Raw genomic sequence first — 21,879 nt, 5'->3', positions numbered from 1 at the left:
CCCCGTTATGTTTTTCACGTTGAATGGATTTGCCTTACACCAGCTCCCCCAGTGCACCGATCAGAGCGTCGAGCCCTTGGTCAACCTTCGCGCGCGGGCAGCCGACGTTGAGGCGGATATAGCCTGTGCCTTCCGGGCCGTAGGTGTCGCCGCGCATGATGGCGACCCGGTATTTCTCCACCAGCAAGGTTTGCAGCGCATCCATCCGTTCGGGGGTGTCGATGCCAAGGCCGCGCAGATCAATCCAGGCGAGATAGGTCCCTTCGGGCACCCGATAGTCGATGGCGGGGAAGGCGGCGTTGAGCCGCGCCGCCACCTGGGCGAGGTTGCCGTGCAGATAGTTTTTAAGGGCATCGAGCCAGCCAGCGCCGTCCCGATAAGCGCTGATATGGGCCAGCACTCCGAGAATGGGCGGCGATGAGAGACCATGTGCCGCCTTGAGCCGCTGCAGATAGGCGGCCCGCGCCGCTGCGTTGGCGATAAAGGCGTAGGCGCCGCCAAGGGCGGGAATATTGAAGGATTTGGAGCCCGAGCTCACCAGCGCCCAGTGATCGTCCGGTGCCACCTCGCTCCACGGCAGGTAGCGGGCAAAGCTCACATCCATATGGATGTCGTCCGAGATGACCTTGACCCCGTGGCGCTGGCAGATGGCGGCCATCCGGCCGAGCTCATCCCGCGTCCAGACCCGGCCGGTGGGGTTGTGGGGGCTGCAGAGCAGCAAAATCCGGCAATCGGGACGAGCGGCTTGCTGCTCGAAGCAGGCCCAGTCGATCTGGTAGCTCCCCTCTGCTTTTTTGAGCGGACAAGGCAGCAGCACCCTGTCGTTGGCGGTCAGCATATTGCCGAAGGCGTCGTAGGCAGGGGTATGCACCAGCACCCCCTCCCCCGACGCCGACCAGAGGCTCACCAGCTGGGCAATCACATAAATGACCGAGGGGCCGTAAACCAGCGTCTCGGGGTCGAGGCTCGCCCCGTAGCGGTGGGCAAACCAGTTGCTCACCGCCCCCTTGAAGTCGTCGTGATTCCAGCGGCTGTAGCCAAATACCCCGTGCTCCAGGCGAGTTGCCAAGGTCTGGCGAATGCAGGGGGCGGTCTCGAAATCCATGTCGGAGATGGTAAAAGGGAGCAGGTCGGCATGGCCAAAACGGTCGGCTACATAGTCCACTGGGTGCAGTAGGTGCCGTGGCGGTCGACCACATGGTCGAAGTCATAAATATCGTGCATGAAGTTTCTCCCTCCATAAACAGGAGACATATTGGGAGAGGCAAACAAGGGGGGCTTGCGCCCCCCGTTCGGATTTTATTGGCCGGTTCAGGCCCCCATCAGGCTCTGCAGCTGGTTTTTCACCAGATGGACCTGGGGCCCAATCACCACCTGCAGGTTATGCTCGTCAAGCTTGATCACCCCGATGGCGCCGTTTGCCTTCAATACCTTGTCATCGACCCGGCTCATGTCCTGCACCGACATCCGCAGGCGGGTGATGCAGTTATCGAGCGCGAGGATGTTATCGGCGCCGCCCAGGGCGTTAAGGATGATTTCACCGTTGTAACCGCTGTTGCCGGCCTTCTTGCCTGCGGGCTGGGCAGTCTCGCTGGTTTCAATCTCGCGGCCCGGGGTTTTCAGGTTAAAGCGCACGATGGCGAAGCGGAACACGCTGTAGTAGATGGCAAACCAGATGGCGGCCGCGACCGGCACCAGATACCACTTGGTGGCGGTACCTTGCAGCACGCCGAACACCAGAAAATCGATGAGGTTGCCGTCGGTGTTGCCGATGGTGACGCCGAGCAGCCCCATGGTCATAAAGCCCAGACCGGTCAGGATGGCGTGAATGACGTAGAGCACCGGTGCCACAAACAGGAACAGGAACTCCAGCGGCTCTGTGATACCGCCGATGACGCAGGCCACTACGCCGGAAACCAGCAGCGCCTTGATCTTGCCGCGATTTTCCGGGCGGGCGCAGTGATACATGGCGAGCGCCGCGCCCGGCAGGCCGCCGAGGAAGGCAGGCATCTTGCCCTGAGAGAGGAAGGAGGTGGCAGAGACCGAGAAGCCGGAAGTGTCGGCGCAAGAGAGCTCGGCGTAGAAGATATTGAGGGCGCCGCTCACCTCGTGACCGCATACCAGCTGGGTACCGCCCGCTTCGGTAAAGCGGATCAGCGCCACCAGAATGTGGTGCAGGCCGAGTGGCAGCAGTAGACGTTCACCGGTACCGAACAGGAAGGGGCCGAAGGGACCGGCGTGGGAGATGAGCGCCCCGATGCCGTTGATGCCGGCAGCAAACCAGGGCCAGACGAACGGCACGACCAGACCGACCACACCCAGCACCAGCGCGGTGATGATGGGCACGAAGCGGGCACCGCCGAAGAAGGCGAGCGCATCGGGCATCTTGTAGGTGTAGAAACGGGCGTGGAGCTTCGCGACGATCACCCCGACGATGATTGCCCCCAGAATCCCGGTGTCGATGGAGCTGATACCGAGGATCGATTTCACCCCGTAGGCCTTCTCCGCCGCTGCGTCACCGATGACGTTGGCCACGGTCAGGTAGAAGTTGATGGAGAGGTTGAGCGCCGCATAGCCGACGAAACCGGCAAAGGCTGCGACCCCCTTCTCTTCTCGCGCCAACCCGAGCGGAATGGCCACCGCAAACATCACCGGCAGGTAGATAAAGGCCACCAGCCCCACCTTGGTCATCCAGAGGAACAGCAGTTGCAGCACGGTATTGTCGAGAAAGGGCATGCTCTGCTTGACCGCATCGCTGGTGAGCGAGCTGCCGACACCGAGCAAAATGCCCGAGAAGGCCAGCAGGGCAACCGGCAACATAAAGGTCTTGCCGAGGCTCTGCAGGAACTCCCAGATGGTGGATTTGGCTTGAGGCTTGGCCATGAAACGGCTCCTTGTGAATAGACAGCAATGTCTGCGGCTGCCCTCCCCCGCTCGAGGCAATCTCGAAGCAAAAGGCGTGGGTCAGCCTCAGGTTTTGCTGGATGATAAAACGTTTTATCAATTTACAAGTGCCGACAAGATCACAGAATAAGGGGGCAGGCTGGCGGGAGGATCCAAATTTGTGAGCCAGATCGGCCAGATGGTGATGTAACGTTTCACTTGGGCATATGAGCAGGTATGCTGGGGCCTCGCTCTCAACTGTCCGTCGTCCGTTCGCCCTATGTCGCCCAAATCCCTCTCTGCCAAAGCCACCAAGATCACCGACGTCGCCCAGCGGGCGGGAGTGTCGGTCACCACCGTCTCCATGGTGCTCAACGGCAAGGGGCGCATCTCCCCAGCCACCGCCGAGCGGGTGCAGCAGGCGATAAAAGAGCTCGACTACGTGCCCAACAGCGCCGCCGCCAACCTGCGCAGCCAGCAGTCCAATCTGGTGGGGCTGATCCTGCGCGACATCACCGACCCCTTCTATACCGAGGTGACCGCCGGGGTGAGCGAGGTGCTGGAGCAGCAGGGCTACCTGCTGTTTCTGACCCAGTGCGGCCACAGCCCGGAGCGGCTGCAGCAGAGCATCCACTCCCTGTCACGGCAGGGGGTGGCGGGCATCATTTTCAATCCGGTGCGAGGCGCGGCGGCCAAGACCCTGGAGACCCTGCTCGACTCCGAACTGCCGGTGGTGTGCGCCGCCCGCTCCTACTATCGCGATGACGTGGACTTTATCGGCCCCGACAACACCCACGCCGCCAAGCAGGCCACCACTTACCTTATCGAGCAGGGCCACCGCCATATCGCCTACGTCGGCGGGCGGGCCGACTCCCTCACCCGTGCCGAGCGGATCGGCGGCTACTGCGCCAGCCTGCTGCAATATGGCCTCCCCTTCAAACCGGAGTGGGTACTGGAGTGCGAACGCACCCAGCGCAGCGCCGCCGACACCATCGCCCAGCTGCTGCACCAGCACCCCAAGGTGACCGCCGTGCTCTGCCACTACCCCGAGGTGGCCCTCGGCGCCATCTATGGCGTCGAGGCGAGCGGCCGCACCGTGGGCAAGGACAACTACATCGGCCAGCAGGTGGCCCTGCTCGGTTTTGACGATGTGGCGGAGGCAGAACTCACCTCCCCCGCCCTCACCTTCGTCAGCTCACCGGCCCGCGAAATCGGCCGTCAGGCGGCAAAACGACTGCTGACACGGATGCAGCAACCCGAGCTCGCCCCCAACCGGCATATCATCACCCCCAATCTACAGAAGCGAGAATCAGCCTGAACTGGCTAGGCGCCCGAGCTCGCCCCACCCGCCATATCATCACCGCTCACCAACAAACCGCAAAAGCGGGCATCGGCCTAAGCAGGCTGGGCAGCCCGAGCTCGCCCGCCTGCGAACCGCCATTTCTTCACTTTTCCTGCGCCTTGATCCAGCGCCGATAACGGGCGTTGCCAAGCAGGGTTTGCCACTGCTGGCAAGCCAGCGCCAGTGATGGTGCAACCTTGGGGTGGCTCGGCTGACCTCGGCCCAGCCGCCGCAGCTGGTATTTCACCATCGCCATATAACCTACCGAAGCCAGCACCTTGTTGCGCCAGGGGATGGGTCTGAGTTCGGCGATTGCCGCCTGCTCACGGCGCCATCTGGCAGGCAGATCCGGGGCGATGGCAAGCGCGGTGGCCATGCCAACGACCGCCACTCCGCTGCCGAGCACTTGTTCCACCACCGGATAACGGCGGATCCCCCCGGTCACCATCACGGGCATATGAGCGGCACTCACTATCTCTTCGGCAAACGTCAGAAAATAGGCTTCCCGCGCCAGAGTGCGGCCATCGCGGGCCTGACCGTGCATGGCGGGCGCCTCGTAACTGCCACCGGAGAGCTCCACCAGATCCACCCCGAGCGGGTTGAGCATGTCGACCACAGCTCTGGCATCTTCGGTACTGAAGCCGCCACGCTGAAAGTCGGCGGAGTTGAGTTTGACCGACAGTGAGAAGCGCTCCCCCACCTGCTCACGGATCCCCTGCACTATCTCCAGCAGCAAGCGGGCACGATTCTCAAGGCTGCCGCCCCAACGATCACTGCGCTGGTTGGTGAGCGGTGAGAGGAACTGGCTTAGCAGATAACCGTGCGCAGCGTGGAGCTGCACTCCGTCAAAGCCGAGACGCTGTGCCAACAGCGCCGTATTGATAAAGCGTGCTTTCACCTCGGCAATATCGGCTTCGCTCATGGCCCTGGGCGGAGAGAACTGTTTGGAGAAACTGCCGAGCGCCATGGGCACGGCGGAAGGTGCCAGGGTAGGTTGCCCCAGCGCCGCCGGCATCTGGCGACCGGGGTGGTTGATCTGCATCCAGATCTGGGCGCCCCCGCTTTTGGCCGCTTCGGCCCAGGCCCTGAAACGCCCGGCCAGCTGTGGGGATAGCGCCGGGGTGTCGAGCACCACGCCCCCCGCTCCCGTCATGGCGTGCCCATCCACCATCACATTGCCAGTGATGATAAGGCCTGCGCCACCCTCAGCCCAGGTACGATAGAGGCGGATCAGCGCCTCGGAGGGGGCATGATCACGGTCAGCCATGTTCTCTTCCATTGCGGCCTTGGCGAGGCGGTTTATAAGCTGGCTGCCATTTGGCAGGGTCAGGGGAGTAAATGGGTTCATGGCGATCTCCTCGGTAGTGAGGGCCCCACCATAAGTTTGAAGCTGACTTGAAGGTCAAGCCCTTTGTCGAGATGCCGCTACGACCAAGAAAAGGCTATCCACCCACCCCTTGCTTGCTCAGGGCCGTTGACATTCAAGCGGGCTTTAACCCTAGAATCTCCCGGCACCCGCCCCTCAGCCTTAACGTCAGGGGACCATCAACCCGCAGCCCAGGAGGCAAGATGAAGATCGGTGAACTGGCCAGACAGACCGGCATGGCGGCCTCGGCTATCCGCTTTTACGAAGCCAGGGGCCTGCTCAACAAGGTGCAACGGGGGGCCAACGGCTATCGCGACTACCCGCCCGAGACAGTGCCGTTGCTGACCATCATCAGCCAGGCACAACAAGCAGGCTTCTCTCTCGACGAGATCAAGCAGCTGGTACCGGCGGATATCAGCACCTGGCAACACGCCCCGCTGCTGGCGGCACTCAAGGCCAAGGTGAACGACATAGAGGCGCTGGAGGCCAGGCTTGCCCAAAACAAGCAGCAGTTGCAGACCCTGATCCGGCTGGTGGAGTCCAAACCCGACAAGATGCCCTGTGAAGAGAATGCAGCCCGGGTATTGGCCAGCATGGGCATACCCTCTCACAAGCACATCGCAAAGGCTGCCACCAAGGCCAAGTCTGTGTCACGCCACAAAAGGTGATCCTGTTCACAACCGGCACACGCCCTCGATCAGAGAGATTGAGAGCCAAGTGGAGAGGTATATGATGGGTGCCTCCCTCTCTTCACGAGCCCATTTATGAGCCACCCGCACGACCAGAATCCGTCGACTGAAATCCACCGCTGTGACAAATGCGGCGAGCGTACCCGCCATATCGTGGTGCTGGTCGCCCGCGATCACAGCCAAGACATCATGCCCAAGGATCCGCGCAAAGCCTTCTGGCAAGCCTTTACTTCCAGCAGCATCACCAACTGGGCGTTTGGTGAAACACTGGCCTACCAGACCACCCATGTAAAACATCTTATTTGCGAACGCTGCGGGGAGAAGTTTCTGGAGTATTGATGGCTCCAGTCTGTCATCCATCACACAACCAACCGAATAAACTCCCGTCATCAAGCAAGTAGTTTGTTGATCCTCGGCAGGTTTTTACCTGCTGCCGGTTTTGCATTGCCCCCACCTTGATTACCATGGCTCACTTGGCAACCGGGGTTGGGAGGGACGTTGCCAAGATCGCTCTGGCCACCATAGCACCATCACCTCCCGCCACATCACCGGTTAACAGCAGCAGAGTGGAGGCTGTCGTCCAGGGGCGGTAGCGTGCCAGCAAGAAATGGGATATAGCGATAATCTCCTCGTGACCGTCCAATTACGTTTCGACAATCCGACCGACAAAACTGAACAATCAAAGCGGTAAAAAACATGATCGATCACAAGCGATTCCAGAGATTGGTACAACAGCTCTACTCGACGGTAGAGGAGCTTGAAAAAATGTTTCCGGGGCGACACTTTACGCCCGATGGCCATATGGTCGGCAGTATTGGCGAATGTCTGGTTGCAGATGCTTACGGGTTAGAATTGATGAATGCATCAAACAAGGGATATGACGCTTTATCTCCATCCGGGCTGCAAGTTGAAATCAAAGCCACGCAGGCAAAATCAGTCGCCTTCCGCAGCCAGCCAGAACACACCATCGCCATCAAAATTCTTCCCAACGGCACATTCGAAGAGATTTTTAATGGCCCGGGAGACTTGGTATGGCAGCAGTTTGACGGGAAACCCTTGCCCTCAAATGGTCAATACCAAATTTCTCTTAACAAGCTCAAAGAATTAAACAAGCAGGTTGATAAATCTCAGCGGATCTTAAGAGTCACCCAATAGAACCCGTTCACAGGATGAGGTGCCCCTCTCCGGCAACAGAAAAGGATCCCCGCCGTTATGTTTGAGTACGTCGAAAAACTGCAAGCGCGCATTGCTACCATGGTCAGTCAGAACGAAGCCGGGATCCGGCAGGCGGCCCACTGGTTTAGCGAGGCTATCGTCCACAACAAGATGATCCATATGTTGGGCACCGGGCACTCTCATATGGTCGGACTGGAGGGGTTTATCCGTGCCGGTGGCCTTGGCAACATCAACGCCGTGCTCGACTCCACCGTCACCACCGCCGATGGTGCCCTGCGCAGCTCGGCGCTGGAGAAACTGCCGGGGCTTGCCGCCATCCTGTGGGAGGAGCAGCCGATTGCGCCGGGAGATCTGATGGTGGTCATCTCCAATTCGGGTCGCAACGCCCTGCCCATCGAGTGGGCCCAGCTTGCCAAAGCACGCGGCCACAAGGTGATCGCTATTACCTCGGTGGCGCAATCGGCACAAAATCCGAGTCGTCACCCTTCAGGCCAGAAACTGATGGAGCTGGCCGATCTGGTACTGGACAACTGCGTGCCGCCGGGCGATGGCCTGTGCGAAGTCAATGATCGGGTCACTGGCGCCTTCTCCTCCATCTCCGGCATGGTGCTGATCAATACGCTGGTAGTCGAAGCGCAGAAACTGGCGCTGGCACAAGGCGTCACCCCGCTTATTTTCTCCAGCCAGAATGTGGATGGCTTTAATAACGATGATGTTTACCGCCATTTCCAAGGGCGATTGAAGTCGATGTAAAAATCTATATATAGATTTTTTGAAATTAAACCATCAACAAAAATTGAGATCACATAGTGGCAGATTATATAAACAAGAACATCCTTAGTCAGGCTTATATTCATGTTGAGCCGAGAGGAATGGAAACCGATGAACAGTTAGAGTCATTTAAGGAAAATTTAAGAATGTTTTCCTTGACTCGTACGGAGTTCTTTTTATCTGAAGGTCTTGAGATCAATGTTGAGTTTGAAGATGGTTCAATAAAAGCTCGTGTAACTGTAATTGGCACACTAATGCTTCTACTTCAAGGTATTAGTTCTTATAAAGACTTCAGAGAGGGCCTTCAACTTCTGTACTCTGATGCAAAATGGCTATCGGATGCCATCATATCGGAATCTTTATATCAAACTAAGGCAAAACATCATGATGTAATCAGAGTGGAGGCTAGAACTGGAATCATTGGCTCCATTCATAAAGTTTTTAATAAATTGGATAACATTAAACGTGGAGCAAAAGGAGCTATGCTCGCCACTGATATTGTAGATAAAATTGACGATGCACAAAATGAAATATTAAAGTTAATGGATAATATCTGTGATTTAGCTGATAAGGATTTAGTCGCAAAAGAATGCATTGCTTTGGTTAAGGGGCTACCAGAAACACCTGTACCACCCAAAGATAAAGAAAATAAATTTTATGCTATCGACGAGTACAGACGCAAAAAATCAAATCTAATCAGCGAAATAGAAATCCATCTAATGTCTGATGAGTAAAATAAAATTATCTATAACGCAGATGTGCGATGATACCTAATTTGACCATAAATTCTGATCGCCCGTAGGTTCGAATAGCGAAGCGTATTCGGACATTCGCGTCATCACCTCTACTTTCCAGCCTCCAGATATCTGTTCCAGAAAAGAGTGCTCATAGATGAAACGAATTCTGATTATTGGCAACTCGGGATCGGGCAAAAGCTGGTTGGCGGCTCGATTGGCTAAGGGGTTAACTATCCGCGAGGTCAATCTGGACACCATTGTCTGGCAGCCGGGCGGGTTTAACCAAAAACGGCCCCAGCATGAGATTGACCATGCCATTCAAACACTTGCTCAAGCGCCATCATGGGTGGTCGAAGGGGTATTTGGTGCCCTGGCCGAGCAACTGCTTGATGCCGCCGATACCCTGCTTTTTCTGGATCTCGACTGGTCGGTATGCCGTGATTCACTGCTATCACGCGGTTCACAAAGTGCCAGGCAAGGGGATGCAGTGGCAGCGGAAAAGAACTTTCAACAACTGCTGGTGTGGGCATCGGAATATGGGCAGCGAGCCGGCAAAAACTCCCGCCACTTCCATCGCGAGCTGTTTGATCGATTCCCAAACAACAAGCACCATTTCACGACTCGTGAAGCGGTAAATAGCTATCTCACTCAACTGACCACTCATAGCTAACGGGGTAGAGGATGACGCAAGAGGAGTTGGCGAAAATGGGGGGCGCTTCGGTCAATATCCAGCTGCTGGATGGCAAACCCTGTATCAGAAAAAGCGGCGCATCGCCTGTCGAGCGCCATTTCTACCAACGCGCCGCACTGCATTTGAGCGGGCTCAACACTCCTGCCCTGCTCAAGGTCGAAGGGGAGACCCTGTTCCTTGAACAGATCCCTCATCCGGTCACGCTCACGCAGCTGCACCGCAACGAACAGACCTTTGCTCAGCTGGCCTGCCTGCATAACGCCAACTATCAGCCCGACTTTGCGGTGAAAAATCACGGCTGGTCGCTCGCCGACACCGACGAGGCGCTCTCTGTACTCTGCCTGCCGGAAGCGGTAAACGAGAAGATCCGCCATATCCAGCAAGTTGGTCACGAACTATTCGAGGAGTCATGCCTGATTTCGGGAGATAGCAATGAGGGCAACTGGGGCACCCGTGACAATGGTGAGCTGGTGTTGTTTGACTGGGAGCGATTTGGTTATGGCAGCCCGGCCATCGATCTGGCCCCGCTGGTGCCGCGGATGGGGTCGCAGGCTGAGTATGAAACCATCATTGAACGCTATCTGCGCCACAGTTCGCTGCTCTCTGGCGACCGGTTGCTGCGCCATCTCGTCATGGCCAAGTGCTGGCTGATTATTGAAGTCACCAATCAGCTGACCAGAAGGGAGAAGCCGCAGGCACAGCAATATCTGGAGTGGTATCGGCAACAAGTTCCCCACTGGCTGGAGTCGGTGGCGCATATGGTGTAATCCGTAGGTTCGAATAGCACAGCGTATTCGGACGTTCGCGTTATCACCTATCTCTTTTCAGCCATCCCTCTCTTGCCACCACACTTTCTTCCCAAACAACACCCCTCTGCGCTCGCCCAGCCAATGCGATTGGCCTCCGCCATCAGGCGCATAAAAATCCTAATCCGCCCGGCGAAACAGCGACTTTTTGTGAGAAGAGTCACATCTGATGGCGCCGTTTAACCACATATAAATCCAGACCTAGCTGATGATTAATTTATTGATATGGCGCATTACAAACCTGACGGCGAGCCTGACATCAATTCATTTATCTGTTTTTAAAGAAAAAATGGATGAACGGCTGAAAATGGCGAGTCCTGCCTGAAAACGGGATCTTCATCACATCGCGTTTTACTGCGCACAAAAATCCAGTGATTAGCACATTTGTCCGATAGGGAGGGGACGAGTGAGCCGCGATAATGACCAGGTCATTTTTATCCAGTACGTCGATACGTACTCACGCATAGCTTCCGTCACCGGAAGCGGGGAGAGCGCCATGATCACCACCTTGATCAATGAACATCTGATCAATCTCGATTTGAAAGCGACGCGTAAGGAGGAGGTCTTCACCGAGATGGCCCGCCTGCTGGCATCGCAAGGCAAGGTCAGCGACGAGCAGGCCTTTATCAAGGATCTGTGGGCCCGCGAAGAGCTGGGCAACACCGGCTTTGAGGAGGGCGTCGCCCTGCCCCACGCCAAGAGTGCGGCGGTATGCAACCCGGCGGTCGCCATCGGCATCAGCCGCAACGGCATCGAGTACGGCGCAGAAGATGGCAAGCCGTCCCATATTTTCTTCATGATCGCCTCCCCCGATGGCGGCGCCAACCACCATATCGAGGTGCTGGCCGAGCTCTCCGGCAAGCTGATCGAAGAGGGCTTTATCGCCAAGCTACTGGCGGCGAAAACTCCGGCCGATGCGCTGGCGCTGCTGCTGGCCAAGAAAGAGGAGCAGAGCGCGGCCCCGACCACCAGCAAAGGCTTTATCATCGGTGTCACCGGCTGCCCGGCCGGTATCGCCCACACCTATCTGGCGGCCGAGTCGCTGGAGCGCGCCGCCAAGGAGCTGGGTTATGAAGTGAAGGTGGAGACCAACGGCTCCATCGGCGTCAAGAACAGCCCGACTGCGGACGAGATCGCCCGCGCCACCGCCATCGTTGTGGCTTGTGACAAGCAGGTGGACATGGCCCGCTTCGCTGGCAAGCCGCTCATCAAGACCGGCGTCAAGGCCCCCATCAAGGATGGCAAGGGTCTGATCGAGCAGGCTCTGAAAGCCCCGGCCTACGTGGCTGGCAAAGAAGATAAAAAAGGTGAGGAGAAGAGCGCGGGCGGCAGTTCCGATCTCTATCGCTACCTGATGAACGGCGTCTCTCACATGATCCCGTTCGTGGTGACCGGCGGTCTGTTGATTGCGCTGGCACTGGCCATCGGCGGCAACCCGACCCCGAGCGGCATGCAGATCCCGGAAGGGAGCATGTGGAACCAGATCCTTAACGTGGGCGTGGCCGCCTTCACCCTGATGATCCCCATTCTCGCGGGCTATATCGCCTACGCCATCGGCGATCGTCCGGCGCTGGCACCGGGCTTTATCGGCGGCTGGATCGCCAACAACGGCAGCTTCTACGGCGCTGACGCCGGTACCGGCTTTATCGGTGCCATCATCGCGGGCCTGTTGGTCGGCTATCTGGTGCGCTGGATTGCGACCCGTCAGTACCACAAGATGGTGCAACCGCTGGTGCCGATCCTGATCGCCCCCATCGTCGGTTCCCTGTTTATCGCTGCGGTCTTCATCTTCATCATCGGCGCCCCGATTGCCGACATGATGACCGGCCTCAACGCCATGCTGCTCTCCATGAGCGGTGGCAGTCTGGTGCTGTTGGGTATCGTGCTCGGTGGTATGGCCGGCTTTGATATGGGTGGCCCGGTCAACAAGGTGGCGTTCCTGTTCTCGGTCGGCATGATCGCATCCGGTCAGACCCAGTTCATGGGTGCCATGGCCTGCGCCATCCCGGCTGCGCCCCTTGGCATGTCGCTGGCGACCGTGCTCGGTCGCAAGCTCGGCATCTTTGACGAGTCTGAAATCGAAGCGGGCAAAGCCGCCGGCGCCATGGGTCTGGTGGGGATCTCCGAAGGGGCGATTCCGTTTGCCGCCCGTGATCCGCTGGCCGTTATCCCGGCCAACATTCTGGGCAGCATGACCGCAGCTGTGATGGCCTTCCTGTTTGGCATCACCAACAGCGTTGCCCACGGTGGCCCCATCGTGGCCCTGCTGGGTGCGGTCAACAAGCCGCTGCTGGCCCTGCTCTGCATGACCTGCGGTGCCATCGTCACCGGAGTGGTGGCGGTTGCCCTGAAAAAACTGCGGGTCAAAAAGAGTGACGGGGTAACCCTGGCCAAGGCGGCCTGAGTCCCTCTCGCCATCGAGGCTCCTAGACCATAAAAGAGGCCACCCCACGGGGTGGCCTCTTGTTTTTGGGATGGCTGGCGAGCCGTATTTCCCAAAATCGCCCCCCGAGAAATAGTGGTCGATAAGCACTCTTCCTCATCTCTCCCCTTTCCTTTCCCTGGCTCCCTTCTGGCCTCTCCCCTCCTCAGCCCAGCACTCACACAGAGCGCCAAACTGGCTGAAATGGCAGCAATCTGGCGTCAGCGGTGTGATGTTTCTCACGCTTTGTCCGCGAAAGCGCAAAAACTAGGAAAATTTCTTATCCCCACTAGGGATGGCTCTCAAGCCATTTTTTGCCCCTCTTATTAGAGTCACCTCACCTGATGTAGTGACCCGCACCGCGACGGGCAATGCGCCCCGTCATCCCGTGCCGGGCCCGGGTTTATATGGATGGAGCGTCGAGCGCAGCAACGGCTGACAGCCCCGACGTTCCGTTCCCCCTTCCGTGGCGTGACCTCGAACAACCTATCTACAAATGAGGGGCGCGGCGGAAATACCGTCTATCTCGCAGAGGATGAACGAAGATGTTGAAATTGCTCCAACAGGTCCGGGTCCCCACCCTCGACCTGCCGGTCGAAGCCCGGCGCAAGCTCTGGTTCAAGCCGTTTATGCAATCTTATCTGGTTGTATTTATTGGCTATTTGACCATGTATCTGATCCGCAAGAACTTCAACATTGCGCAAAATGACATGATCCAGGAGTACGGTCTCTCCATGACCGAGCTTGGCATGATCGGCCTTGGCTTCTCCATCACCTACGGGGTGGGCAAGACCATCGTCTCCTACTACGCCGATGGCAAGAACACCAAGCAGTTCCTGCCGCTGATGCTGATCCTCTCCGCGCTCTGCATGCTGGGCTTCAGTGCCAGCATGGGCGGCACAGGTTTCAGCCTCTACTTCATGATCTTCTTCTACGCGGCCAGCGGTTTCTTCCAGAGCTGTGGTGGTTCGTGCAGCTACTCCACCATCACCAAGTGGACTCCTCGCAACAAGCGCGGCACCTATCTGGGGATGTGGAACCTCTCCCACAACGTGGGCGGTGCCGGTGCGGCCGGTGTGGCGCTGTTCGGTGCCAACTACCTGTTCGATGGCAACGTGCTCGGCATGTTTATCTTCCCCTCCATCATCGCGCTGATCGTCGGCTTTATCGGCCTGCGCTTTGGTAGCGATTCACCGGAAGCCTATGGTCTTGGCAAGGTGGAAGAGCTGTTTGACGAAGTGGCGAGCGAAGAGGATATCGCCACCGAAGAGCAGCAGCTGACCAAGTGGCAGATCTTCGTGAAGTACGTGCTGCTCAACAAGGTGATCTGGCTGCTCTGCTTTGCCAACATCTTCCTCTACGTGGTGCGTATCGGTATCGACCAGTGGTCTACCGTCTATGCCCACCAGGAGCTGGGCTTCTCCAAAGACGTTGCCATTCAGGGCTTTACCTTCTTTGAGGTGGGCGCTCTGGTCGGCACCCTGATGTGGGGTTACCTCTCCGATCTGGCCAATGGCCGTCGTGGTCTGGTGGCTTGCGTGGCGCTGGCGCTGATCATCGCCACCCTGGGTCTCTACCAGCATGCAACTACCCAGTTTATGTTCCTGGGCTCCCTGTTCACCCTGGGCTTCCTGGTGTTTGGTCCGCAGTTGCTGATCGGCGTCGCCGCCGTGGGCTTCGTCCCCAAGCAGGGCATCAGCGTAGCCGATGGCGTCAAGGGCACCTTCGCTTACCTGATTGGTGACAGCTTCGCCAAACTGGGTCTGGGCATGATCGCCGATGGCACCCCCATCTTCGGTCTGACCGGCTGGACCGGCACCTTCGCGGCGCTGGACATCGCAGCCGCCGCCTGTCTGGTACTGATGGGTTGTGTCGCGGTCGCCGAGGAGCGCAAGATCCGCCGCATCAAGCGCGAACTGAAAGCCGCCGAACTGGCCGCCCAGACCGCTTGATAGCCATAACAACAGACGCAGATTGTTCAGGGCCACCCACAGGGGTGGCCCTTGTTGTTTGGAGCAACCAGACACCCGACTGGCCCGGCATGAGCTTGCACTGCCGTTCAAGGGACGGGCATATCCCCATCAAGATCCCACTTTTCATATGGACTTTTGGTAAAAGCCCCCCGCTGGCGCTATCTTGTAGCTCCCCCTTGTCAGCATCACAGAGAGCAGATGAAGATCGTCGCCGTCACCGCTTGCCCGACCGGTATTGCCCATACCTATATGGCTGCCGATGCCCTGCAAAAAGCCGCCACAGGGCTGGGACTCAAGATCAAGGTCGAGACTCAGGGCGCCATGGGCATGGAGAACATGCTGACCGCCCGCGATATTGCCAGCGCCGACCTGGTGCTGATTGCCTCCGATATCGAGATTGAGCAGAAAGAGCGCTTCCTCGGCTGCACCATCCATCAGGTGAGACTGGAAACCGTGCTGCTGGATGCCAACGCCGTACTCAAGGCCCTGCCGATCCCGGCCTGATGCTGACCCGCGAAATCACCTTCTACTGCCAGCAGGGGTTGAGCATCACCCAGGCCAAGCAGTTGAACCGGCTGGCGGGGATGTTCAAATCCACCATCCGCTGCGCCAACCTCACCCGGCGCCAGACAGTTGCCGCCAGCAACCAGCTCTCCCTGTTGACCCTCGCCACCCAGCCCGGCGATCTCTGCCAGCTGCAGATCGAAGGGTGCGATGCCGAACTGGCCCACATGGCCTTCACCTGCTGGTGCGGGGAGCTGGGTCAACCGCTGGTGCGCCCGCGCACCGCCGCGCTGGCGGAGTTGCGACTGGCCAACGCTCTGCCCGACTACCATTTTGCCCTGCGCCAGCTGGCTTACAGCCCCGAACCGCTGACCAAAGCCGAAGCGCTCGAGCATCTGATCGATCTGCTGCCCACCGAGCTGATCACCGACCGCGCCACACTGACCGCTGCGGTAGAGCGGCGCGAGCAGGTCTCGGCCACCATCATCCGCCCCGGCCTTGCCATGCCTCATGTATTGAGCGAAGGGATCAGCCAGCCAGCGCTGACCCTGCTCAATTGCAAGGAGCCCATCGAGTGGGGTTCTCAAATCGGGCCGGTGCAGACCATTATTCTGCTGGCGGTGCCGGTTGGTAGCGGACGGGAGACCCTGCGCCCCCTCACCCGACTGGCGCAGGCGATGATCGACGATGTGGTCAGCCACGCCCTGCTGCTGGCGGGCTCGGCCCCCGCCCGTCAGGCTATCGTCATCGAAAGCCTGCTGAGCTAGGCGAATTAGTTCTGGGCACTGCTTGTTGTGACGCCACCGCCATTCATCCAGCCCTCAGCACCCTGTGGTACACTCGCAGCCATCGTCTGTCTGAAGTGTGTATCCGATGAAATCTCCCCGCTCCCGTCTCTCTGTCAGCCGTTCGCCGCGCGATAACGCCCCGCGCACGACTACCAAACCAGCCGCACCCCGCCATGCATCCCCCCGCAAACCGGAGCTGGCCCCAGCGGATCGCAAATTGATCCTGCTGAACAAGCCCTACATGGTGCTCTGCCAGTTCACCGACGAGGCGGGCCGGGAGACCCTCAAGGATTACATCAAAGAGCCCGGCATCTACGCCGCAGGGCGGCTTGACCGCGACAGCGAGGGGCTGCTACTGCTCACCAACGATGGCAAGCTGCAGGCGCGCCTCACCCAGCCGGGGGAAAAGACCCCCAAGACCTATTGGGTGCAGGTGGAAGGGATCCCGAGCGAGGAGAAACTGGCCGCCCTGCGCGCCGGTGTGGAGCTCAATGACGGCATGACCCTGCCCGCCGGGGCGCGCATCATGGATGAACCTGCGGTGTGGCCGCGCAATCCGCCCATTCGGATGCGCAAGGAGATCCCCACCAGCTGGCTGGAGATCACCATCATCGAGGGGCGCAACCGACAGGTGCGGCGGATGACCGCCCATATCGGCCACCCCACCCTGCGCCTTATTCGCTACGCCATCGGCGACTGGACCCTGGATGGTCTGGCCCCCGGCGAAAGCCGCAGCCTGCCCGCCCCCGAGCTGGTGCCGAGCTCCAGCAGCCGCCCGCGTCCCTCCTCATCCCGTTCAGGCGCTCATACCGCCAAACCGGCCAAACCGGCAGGGGATGCGCCACAGCGGGCCAGCCAGCCGGGACGTGACGAGCGCCCCCGCAGCACTCATTCAGCTGAGCGTTCAACCTCAAGCCCGACCGGCGGCAAACCCCGCAGCAGCGGGCGAGGAACGGCACGCAGACCCGCCCGTGCGGGCAATCCCAATAGCAGCGACAAGGAGTCATGATGAGCAATCAGGCAGAGCAATCGGCCACCAGCCACGCCCGCATGGAGGCGCGCCTGACGGTCGCCGCCCTGGTGCAGTGGCAGGGGCGCTTTCTGGTGGTGGAAGAGGAGATAAAAGGCCAGCGCCGTTTCAACCAGCCCGCCGGCCATGTGGAGCCGGGGGAAAACCTGCTTGAAGCGGCTTGCCGCGAGCTCAAAGAGGAGACGGGGCTGACCGCCACGCCGACCGCCTGGCTTGGTACCTATCTGTTCAAACCGGCCGACAGCGAGGCCACCTATGTGCGCACCGCCATCATCTTCGACCTTGAAAAAGCGCCCGGTCAGCACCATCCAGAGGATCCTGACGGCGATGTGCTCGCGTGCCACTGGCTCACTCTGGAAGAAATTGCGGAATGCAAACCGGCCCTACGCAGCCCCCTGGTGTGGCAGTGCATTCAGGATTATCTGGCGGGGACACGGCTGCCGCTGTCGGCCCTCAAGGCCTTTATCTGAGGCCATTTGACACTCTTTTTCGGCGACAAAGGCCAACAACAGAAAAACGATTTCCTGCTGTCAGGCTCCTGATGGGACCTGCGGCATGGATATGTGACCGGGGGCGCAAAACTCTGGTAGAATACGCCCCGTTTAAACGAACTGGTAACTTCGACTAATGACAGACAACAGCCAAATCAAGGTGATCGTCGGCATGTCCGGCGGCGTGGATTCTTCCGTCTCGGCCTACCTGCTCCAGCAGCAGGGCTATCAGGTCGAAGGCTTGTTCATGAAGAACTGGGAAGAAGACGACACGGACGAGTACTGCTCTGCCGCCCAGGATTTGGCTGATGCCAAGGCCGTCTGCGACAAGCTGGGGATGAAACTCCACACCATCAACTTCGCGGCCGAGTACTGGGACAACGTGTTCGAGCACTTCCTCGAAGAGTACAAGGCTGGCCGCACGCCGAACCCGGATATCCTTTGCAACAAGGAGATCAAATTCAAGGCGTTCCTCGAATTTGCCGCCGAAGAGCTGGGTGCCACCTACATCGCCACCGGCCACTATGTGCGCCGTGACGACAGCACCGGCCGCCCGCGCCTGCTGCGCGGTCTCGATACCAACAAGGATCAGAGCTACTTCCTCTACACCCTGAGCGAGAAGCAAGTGGGTCAGAGCCTGTTCCCGGTTGGCGATCTGGAGAAGCCGGAGGTGCGCCGCATCGCCGAACAGCTGGATCTCATCACCGCCAAGAAGAAAGACTCCACCGGCATCTGCTTTATCGGCGAGCGCAAGTTCAAGGACTTCCTGGCCAAGTTCCTGCCCGCCCAGCCCGGCAAAATCGAGACCGTGGATGGCAAGGTGATCGGCGAGCATCAGGGTCTGATGTATCACACCCTGGGCCAGCGCAAGGGGCTCGGTATAGGTGGTCGCAAAGATGCCACCGAAGAAGCCTGGTATGTGGTTGACAAAGAGGTCGAGCGCAACGTGCTGGTCGTGGCGCAGGGCGAACATCCCCGCCTCTACTCTGATGGTTTGATTGCCAGCCAGCTGCACTGGGTGGATCGCACTCCGATCCGCGAGCCGCGTCGCTGCACCGTCAAGACCCGCTACCGTCAGCAGGATATCCCCTGCCTGATCCAGCCCATCGACGACGAGACCATCCGGGTCATCTTCGACGAGAAACAGGCTGCGGTGACCCCGGGCCAGTCCGCCGTCTTCTACGACGGGGAAGTGTGTCTGGGCGGCGGCATCATCGAACAGCGTTTCAGCCATCCGGTTTGAGCCAATAGCAGAAGGCAGCATACGTGAGCGATAAATTCCAAGACAGAACCATGGCCTTTGCCGGCATCTGCCAGGCGGCCGCGCTGGTCCAGAAGGTGGCCCGCGACGGCAGCTGTGACGAGGCCGCCCTGCGCGAGAGCCTCTCCAGCATTCTGGTGACCAACCCGAGCCACCCGCTCGAGGTGTTCAACAACACCCATCTGGCCATTCGCGACGGTTACCGCGCGCTGGTCGAGCAGCTGGGTGCCGACGGCAGCCAGAAGAATGCCGAGCTGACCCGCTACGTGGTGAGCCTGATTGCGCTGGAGCGCAAGCTGGCCAAGCGCAAGGACATTCTCAACATGCTGGGTGAGCGGATCAGCCAGATCGGTCGCCAGCAACAGCATTTCGATCTGCTCGACGAGCAGATCCTGGCCAACATGGCGAGCATCTACAGCGATCTTATCAGCCCCATCGGGCCGCGCATTCAGGTGGCAGGCACCCCGCTGTTCCTGCAGCAGCCGCTGGTGCAGCACAAGGTGCGCGCCCTGCTGCTGGCAGGCATCCGCGCCGTGGTGCTGTGGCGCCAGCTCGGTGGCAGCCGCACCCAGATCATCTTCGCTCGCAAGAAGATGGTGGAACTGGCCAAGCGTTACTAATCATTGGCTTGCGCGCAGGGAGAGGGAGGCAAGGTGAACAGCCGCACATCAGCCTTGATACACCCCGACCGGCGCGCAAGTGAATACGGATCCCCCACACCAATCATCAGGAGTTCACCCCATGGAGCTGTCCGCGCTGACTGCTGTTTCCCCGATTGACGGTCGTTATGGCGACAAGGCCGATGCCCTGCGCCCTATCTTCTCCGAATTCGGCCTGCTGCGTTTTCGCGTTGAAGTCGAGGTTCGCTGGTTGCAGAAACTGGCCAGCCACGCCGGGATCCCGGAAGTCCCTGCCCTGAGCGCGGCCGCCAACGCCCTGCTCGACGGCATCGTCAGCAACTTCAACGAGAGCGACGCCGCCCGCATCAAACAGATCGAGCGCACCACCAACCATGATGTGAAAGCGGTGGAGTACTTCCTCAAAGAGAAAGTCGAAGTGAACCCGGAGCTGGCGGCTGTCAGCGAGTTCATCCACTTCGCCTGCACCTCGGAAGACATCAACAACAACTCCCACGGTCTGATGCTGAAAACCGCCCGCGAAGAGGTCATCAAGCCTTATTGCGAGAAGCTGATCGGCGAGATCAAGCGTCTGGCACATGAGTACCGTGACATGCCGCTGCTCTCCCGCACCCACGGCCAGCCGGCGACCCCGAGCACTATGGGCAAGGAGATGGCCAACGTCGCCTACCGTCTGGAGCGCCAGTACAAGCAGATCATGGCGGTGGAGATCCTCGGCAAGATCAACGGTGCGGTCGGCAACTACAACGCCCACATCAGCGCCTATCCGGAAGTGGACTGGCACCAGTTCTCCGAGGAGTTCGTGACCTCCCTGGGTCTGACCTGGAACCCCTACACCACCCAGATCGAGCCGCATGACTATATCGCCGAGCTGTTCGACGCCATGGCCCGCTTCAACACCATCCTGATCGACTTCGACCGCGATGTGTGGGGTTACATCTCCCTGGGTCACTTCAAGCAGCGCACCATCGCTGGCGAAATCGGCTCCTCCACCATGCCGCACAAGGTCAACCCTATCGACTTCGAGAACTCCGAAGGCAATCTGGGTCTGGCCAACGCCGTATTCCAGCATCTGGCGAGCAAGCTGCCCATCTCCCGCTGGCAGCGAGATCTCACCGACTCGACCGTGCTGCGCAATCTGGGTGTTGCCATCGGCTATTCCCTTATCGCCTACCAGTCCACCCTCAAGGGTATCTCCAAGCTGGAAGCCAACGACGCCGCTATGGCCGCCGATCTGGATGCCAACTGGGAGGTGCTGGCCGAGCCGATCCAGACCGTGATGCGCCGCTACGGTATCGAGAAGCCCTACGAGAAGCTCAAGGAGCTGACCCGTGGCCGCCGTGTCGATGCCGAAGGGATGCGCACCTTTATCGACACCCTGGAGTTGCCGGAAGCGGTCAAGGTTGAGCTGAAGAAGCTGACCCCGGCCAACTACATCGGTGACGCCCAGCGTCTGGTTGATCTGCTGAAGTAAATATCAAAAGAAGAAAGGCTAAAAGCCTTTCTTCTTTTATTTTATGAGAAAGTATTATGATTCTTCACCACTATACTAGCGGTATTGGTTTACTTGGAATTATTAATTCTTCTTCCATATGGTCTACCAACATTCACTTTATGAATGACAGTCAAGAATTTATACATGGTCTTGATATGGCAAGGTCGGAAATTATTTCTCTGCGTCAATCATCTACTAGCCTCAGAGAAATTAGCACATATGACAATATAATCAGTACGATTGACAACGCCTCTCAGCTATCAGTTTATGTTGCTTGTTTTTCAGAAAAAGGGGACTCTTTAAGTCAATGGCGTGGATATTGCCCCAGTGGTTTTGGATATAACATTGGTTTTAATAAAAGCCTTCTATGTGAATCTGCATCACTGCAGGGGTTTTATTTGAAAAAATGCATTTACAATCCACAGGAAAAGAAAAAGACTATACAGAATTGGGGGGAGCGTGTTGCATCCTCAATAAAAGAAAATATCGATAATATTGATGAGCTAATAAAGCAATTGTTTTTGATAGCTCCATTTTTTAAACATGAGTCTTTCATAGAAGAGAGTGAGTGGCGTTTAATCTCATTTATTAACCTTGATGACATTAGGATTAACCTTCGACCAGGAAAATCAACTCTCATACCTTACGTCCCCTTGGACTTAAAGCTTAATGAAAAAAACGAACTAATTTGGAACATTTGTATAGGTCCAACACCTAATATAGACCTAGCATTTAGAGCGTTACCAACCTTATTTAATAAGTTAAATATTGTAAACGGCATTATACATACTCAAATACCATATCGAGACTGGTGAA

At 58.2% G+C, this 21,879-nt stretch carries 20 protein-coding genes and 1 pseudogene; 18 read left to right on the top strand and 3 right to left on the bottom strand.

Features of this window, described 5'->3' with window-relative positions; all coding sequences use genetic code 11:
- Positions 1 to 34: 34 nt before the first annotated feature.
- Both ACTG1P_RS19945 and malX read right to left on the bottom strand, forming a co-directional pair.
- Positions 35 to 1,224 (bottom strand): annotated as a pseudogene (locus tag ACTG1P_RS19945) (MalY/PatB family protein).
- Positions 1,225 to 1,311: 87 nt separating this feature from the next.
- Positions 1,312 to 2,883: a maltose/glucose-specific PTS transporter subunit IIBC gene (gene malX, locus ACTG1P_RS19940; RefSeq protein WP_005353570.1), complete on the bottom strand. Its 1,572-nt coding sequence runs from the start codon at positions 2,881 to 2,883 to the stop codon at positions 1,312 to 1,314.
- 280 nt (positions 2,884 to 3,163) lie between these two features.
- Between malX and ACTG1P_RS19935 the strand changes: the two genes are divergently transcribed.
- The gene (locus ACTG1P_RS19935; RefSeq protein WP_103252222.1) at positions 3,164 to 4,201 is read left to right on the top strand and encodes a Mal regulon transcriptional regulator MalI; all 1,038 of its coding nucleotides are present in this window, start codon (positions 3,164 to 3,166) and stop codon (positions 4,199 to 4,201) included.
- A gap of 127 nt (positions 4,202 to 4,328) precedes the next feature.
- On the opposite strand, the gene ACTG1P_RS19930 is transcribed toward ACTG1P_RS19935, so the two are convergent.
- Positions 4,329 to 5,573 (bottom strand): NADH:flavin oxidoreductase/NADH oxidase family protein, encoded by a 1,245-nt coding sequence (locus tag ACTG1P_RS19930; protein ID WP_440002042.1) that lies wholly within the window; start codon positions 5,571 to 5,573, stop codon positions 4,329 to 4,331.
- Between the two features lie 221 nt (positions 5,574 to 5,794).
- On the opposite strand from ACTG1P_RS19930, the gene ACTG1P_RS19925 reads away from it, so the two are divergent.
- The 17 genes from ACTG1P_RS19925 (at position 5,795) to ACTG1P_RS19845 (ending at position 21,878) form a co-directional block, all read left to right on the top strand.
- Complete coding sequence (locus ACTG1P_RS19925) at positions 5,795 to 6,259, top strand: MerR family transcriptional regulator (protein ID WP_440002041.1); 465 nt, start codon at positions 5,795 to 5,797, stop codon at positions 6,257 to 6,259.
- A 96-nt stretch (positions 6,260 to 6,355) separates the two neighbouring features.
- Entirely contained in the window at positions 6,356 to 6,619 is a 264-nt protein-coding gene (locus tag ACTG1P_RS19920; RefSeq protein ID WP_440002040.1) for a hypothetical protein, read from the top strand.
- 357 nt (positions 6,620 to 6,976) lie between these two features.
- The gene (locus ACTG1P_RS19915; RefSeq protein ID WP_440002039.1) at positions 6,977 to 7,435 is read left to right on the top strand and encodes a DUF6998 domain-containing protein; all 459 of its coding nucleotides are present in this window, start codon (positions 6,977 to 6,979) and stop codon (positions 7,433 to 7,435) included.
- Between the two features lie 57 nt (positions 7,436 to 7,492).
- A complete protein-coding gene (locus ACTG1P_RS19910) occupies positions 7,493 to 8,209 on the top strand; it encodes an SIS domain-containing protein (protein ID WP_265775461.1) in 717 nt (238 codons plus the stop codon).
- A 119-nt stretch (positions 8,210 to 8,328) separates the two neighbouring features.
- The gene (locus tag ACTG1P_RS19905; protein ID WP_440002038.1) at positions 8,329 to 8,961 is read left to right on the top strand and encodes a hypothetical protein; all 633 of its coding nucleotides are present in this window, start codon (positions 8,329 to 8,331) and stop codon (positions 8,959 to 8,961) included.
- 157 nt (positions 8,962 to 9,118) lie between these two features.
- Positions 9,119 to 9,634 (top strand): AAA family ATPase, encoded by a 516-nt coding sequence (locus ACTG1P_RS19900; protein ID WP_440002037.1) that lies wholly within the window; start codon positions 9,119 to 9,121, stop codon positions 9,632 to 9,634.
- A gap of 11 nt (positions 9,635 to 9,645) precedes the next feature.
- Positions 9,646 to 10,422, top strand: coding sequence for a phosphotransferase family protein (locus ACTG1P_RS19895; protein WP_440002036.1), 777 nt, complete (start codon positions 9,646 to 9,648; stop codon positions 10,420 to 10,422).
- Between the two features lie 535 nt (positions 10,423 to 10,957).
- Entirely contained in the window at positions 10,958 to 12,865 is a 1,908-nt protein-coding gene (locus ACTG1P_RS19890; protein WP_440002035.1) for a PTS fructose transporter subunit IIABC, read from the top strand.
- 563 nt (positions 12,866 to 13,428) lie between these two features.
- A complete protein-coding gene (uhpT, locus tag ACTG1P_RS19885) occupies positions 13,429 to 14,835 on the top strand; it encodes a hexose-6-phosphate:phosphate antiporter (protein WP_139463802.1) in 1,407 nt (468 codons plus the stop codon).
- A 219-nt stretch (positions 14,836 to 15,054) separates the two neighbouring features.
- Positions 15,055 to 15,360, top strand: coding sequence for a PTS fructose transporter subunit IIB (locus ACTG1P_RS19880; RefSeq protein ID WP_005334611.1), 306 nt, complete (start codon positions 15,055 to 15,057; stop codon positions 15,358 to 15,360).
- Positions 15,360 to 16,127 (top strand): PTS sugar transporter subunit IIA, encoded by a 768-nt coding sequence (locus tag ACTG1P_RS19875; protein WP_440002034.1) that lies wholly within the window; start codon positions 15,360 to 15,362, stop codon positions 16,125 to 16,127. The genes ACTG1P_RS19880 and ACTG1P_RS19875 overlap by 1 nt, the downstream gene beginning before the upstream one ends.
- 106 nt (positions 16,128 to 16,233) lie before the next feature.
- A complete protein-coding gene (gene rluE / locus ACTG1P_RS19870) occupies positions 16,234 to 17,157 on the top strand; it encodes a 23S rRNA pseudouridine(2457) synthase RluE (protein ID WP_440002033.1) in 924 nt (307 codons plus the stop codon).
- On the top strand, positions 17,157 to 17,648 hold the full coding sequence (locus tag ACTG1P_RS19865) for an NUDIX hydrolase (RefSeq protein WP_021229916.1): 492 nt from the start codon (positions 17,157 to 17,159) through the stop codon (positions 17,646 to 17,648). Before rluE ends, ACTG1P_RS19865 begins: the two co-directional genes overlap by 1 nt.
- A 157-nt stretch (positions 17,649 to 17,805) precedes the next feature.
- A complete protein-coding gene (gene mnmA / locus ACTG1P_RS19860; RefSeq protein ID WP_005353619.1) occupies positions 17,806 to 18,912 on the top strand; it encodes a tRNA 2-thiouridine(34) synthase MnmA in 1,107 nt (368 codons plus the stop codon).
- A 23-nt stretch (positions 18,913 to 18,935) separates the two neighbouring features.
- On the top strand, positions 18,936 to 19,550 hold the full coding sequence (gene hflD / locus ACTG1P_RS19855) for a high frequency lysogenization protein HflD (RefSeq protein WP_041208876.1): 615 nt from the start codon (positions 18,936 to 18,938) through the stop codon (positions 19,548 to 19,550).
- A 121-nt stretch (positions 19,551 to 19,671) separates the two neighbouring features.
- Positions 19,672 to 21,042 (top strand): adenylosuccinate lyase, encoded by a 1,371-nt coding sequence (purB, locus tag ACTG1P_RS19850; RefSeq protein WP_041208877.1) that lies wholly within the window; start codon positions 19,672 to 19,674, stop codon positions 21,040 to 21,042.
- Between the two features lie 56 nt (positions 21,043 to 21,098).
- Positions 21,099 to 21,878, top strand: coding sequence for a DUF2971 domain-containing protein (locus ACTG1P_RS19845; RefSeq protein WP_440002032.1), 780 nt, complete (start codon positions 21,099 to 21,101; stop codon positions 21,876 to 21,878).
- The last annotated feature ends 1 nt before the right edge of the window (position 21,879 follow it).

The organism is Aeromonas sp. 11P (assembly GCF_051920165.1).
GTDB lineage: Bacteria > Pseudomonadota > Gammaproteobacteria > Enterobacterales > Aeromonadaceae > Aeromonas > Aeromonas veronii.
The sequence above is the reverse complement of the archived record's forward strand: the minus strand, read 5'-3'. Positions and strand labels throughout refer to the sequence as shown.

What these genes read in the sequence shown, in the direction of transcription:
- ACTG1P_RS19935 (WP_103252222.1), top strand. Translation starts at nt 3,164, where the DNA reads ATGTCGCCCAAATCCCTCTCTGCCAAAGCCACCAAGATCACCGACGTC.
- mnmA (WP_005353619.1), top strand. Translation starts at nt 17,806, where the DNA reads ATGACAGACAACAGCCAAATCAAGGTGATCGTCGGCATGTCCGGCGGC.
- uhpT (WP_139463802.1), top strand. Translation starts at nt 13,429, where the DNA reads ATGTTGAAATTGCTCCAACAGGTCCGGGTCCCCACCCTCGACCTGCCG.
- ACTG1P_RS19920 (WP_440002040.1), top strand. Translation starts at nt 6,356, where the DNA reads ATGAGCCACCCGCACGACCAGAATCCGTCGACTGAAATCCACCGCTGT.
- ACTG1P_RS19930 (WP_440002042.1), bottom strand. Translation starts at nt 5,573, where the DNA reads ATGAACCCATTTACTCCCCTGACCCTGCCAAATGGCAGCCAGCTTATA.
- malX (WP_005353570.1), bottom strand. Translation starts at nt 2,883, where the DNA reads ATGGCCAAGCCTCAAGCCAAATCCACCATCTGGGAGTTCCTGCAGAGC.
- ACTG1P_RS19910 (WP_265775461.1), top strand. Translation starts at nt 7,493, where the DNA reads ATGTTTGAGTACGTCGAAAAACTGCAAGCGCGCATTGCTACCATGGTC.
- ACTG1P_RS19845 (WP_440002032.1), top strand. Translation starts at nt 21,099, where the DNA reads ATGATTCTTCACCACTATACTAGCGGTATTGGTTTACTTGGAATTATT.
- purB (WP_041208877.1), top strand. Translation starts at nt 19,672, where the DNA reads ATGGAGCTGTCCGCGCTGACTGCTGTTTCCCCGATTGACGGTCGTTAT.
- ACTG1P_RS19890 (WP_440002035.1), top strand. Translation starts at nt 10,958, where the DNA reads ATGATCACCACCTTGATCAATGAACATCTGATCAATCTCGATTTGAAA.
- ACTG1P_RS19925 (WP_440002041.1), top strand. Translation starts at nt 5,795, where the DNA reads ATGAAGATCGGTGAACTGGCCAGACAGACCGGCATGGCGGCCTCGGCT.
- ACTG1P_RS19900 (WP_440002037.1), top strand. Translation starts at nt 9,119, where the DNA reads ATGAAACGAATTCTGATTATTGGCAACTCGGGATCGGGCAAAAGCTGG.
- ACTG1P_RS19880 (WP_005334611.1), top strand. Translation starts at nt 15,055, where the DNA reads ATGAAGATCGTCGCCGTCACCGCTTGCCCGACCGGTATTGCCCATACC.
- ACTG1P_RS19915 (WP_440002039.1), top strand. Translation starts at nt 6,977, where the DNA reads ATGATCGATCACAAGCGATTCCAGAGATTGGTACAACAGCTCTACTCG.
- ACTG1P_RS19895 (WP_440002036.1), top strand. Translation starts at nt 9,646, where the DNA reads ATGACGCAAGAGGAGTTGGCGAAAATGGGGGGCGCTTCGGTCAATATC.
- rluE (WP_440002033.1), top strand. Translation starts at nt 16,234, where the DNA reads ATGAAATCTCCCCGCTCCCGTCTCTCTGTCAGCCGTTCGCCGCGCGAT.
- ACTG1P_RS19865 (WP_021229916.1), top strand. Translation starts at nt 17,157, where the DNA reads ATGAGCAATCAGGCAGAGCAATCGGCCACCAGCCACGCCCGCATGGAG.
- ACTG1P_RS19905 (WP_440002038.1), top strand. Translation starts at nt 8,329, where the DNA reads ATGGAAACCGATGAACAGTTAGAGTCATTTAAGGAAAATTTAAGAATG.
- ACTG1P_RS19875 (WP_440002034.1), top strand. Translation starts at nt 15,360, where the DNA reads ATGCTGACCCGCGAAATCACCTTCTACTGCCAGCAGGGGTTGAGCATC.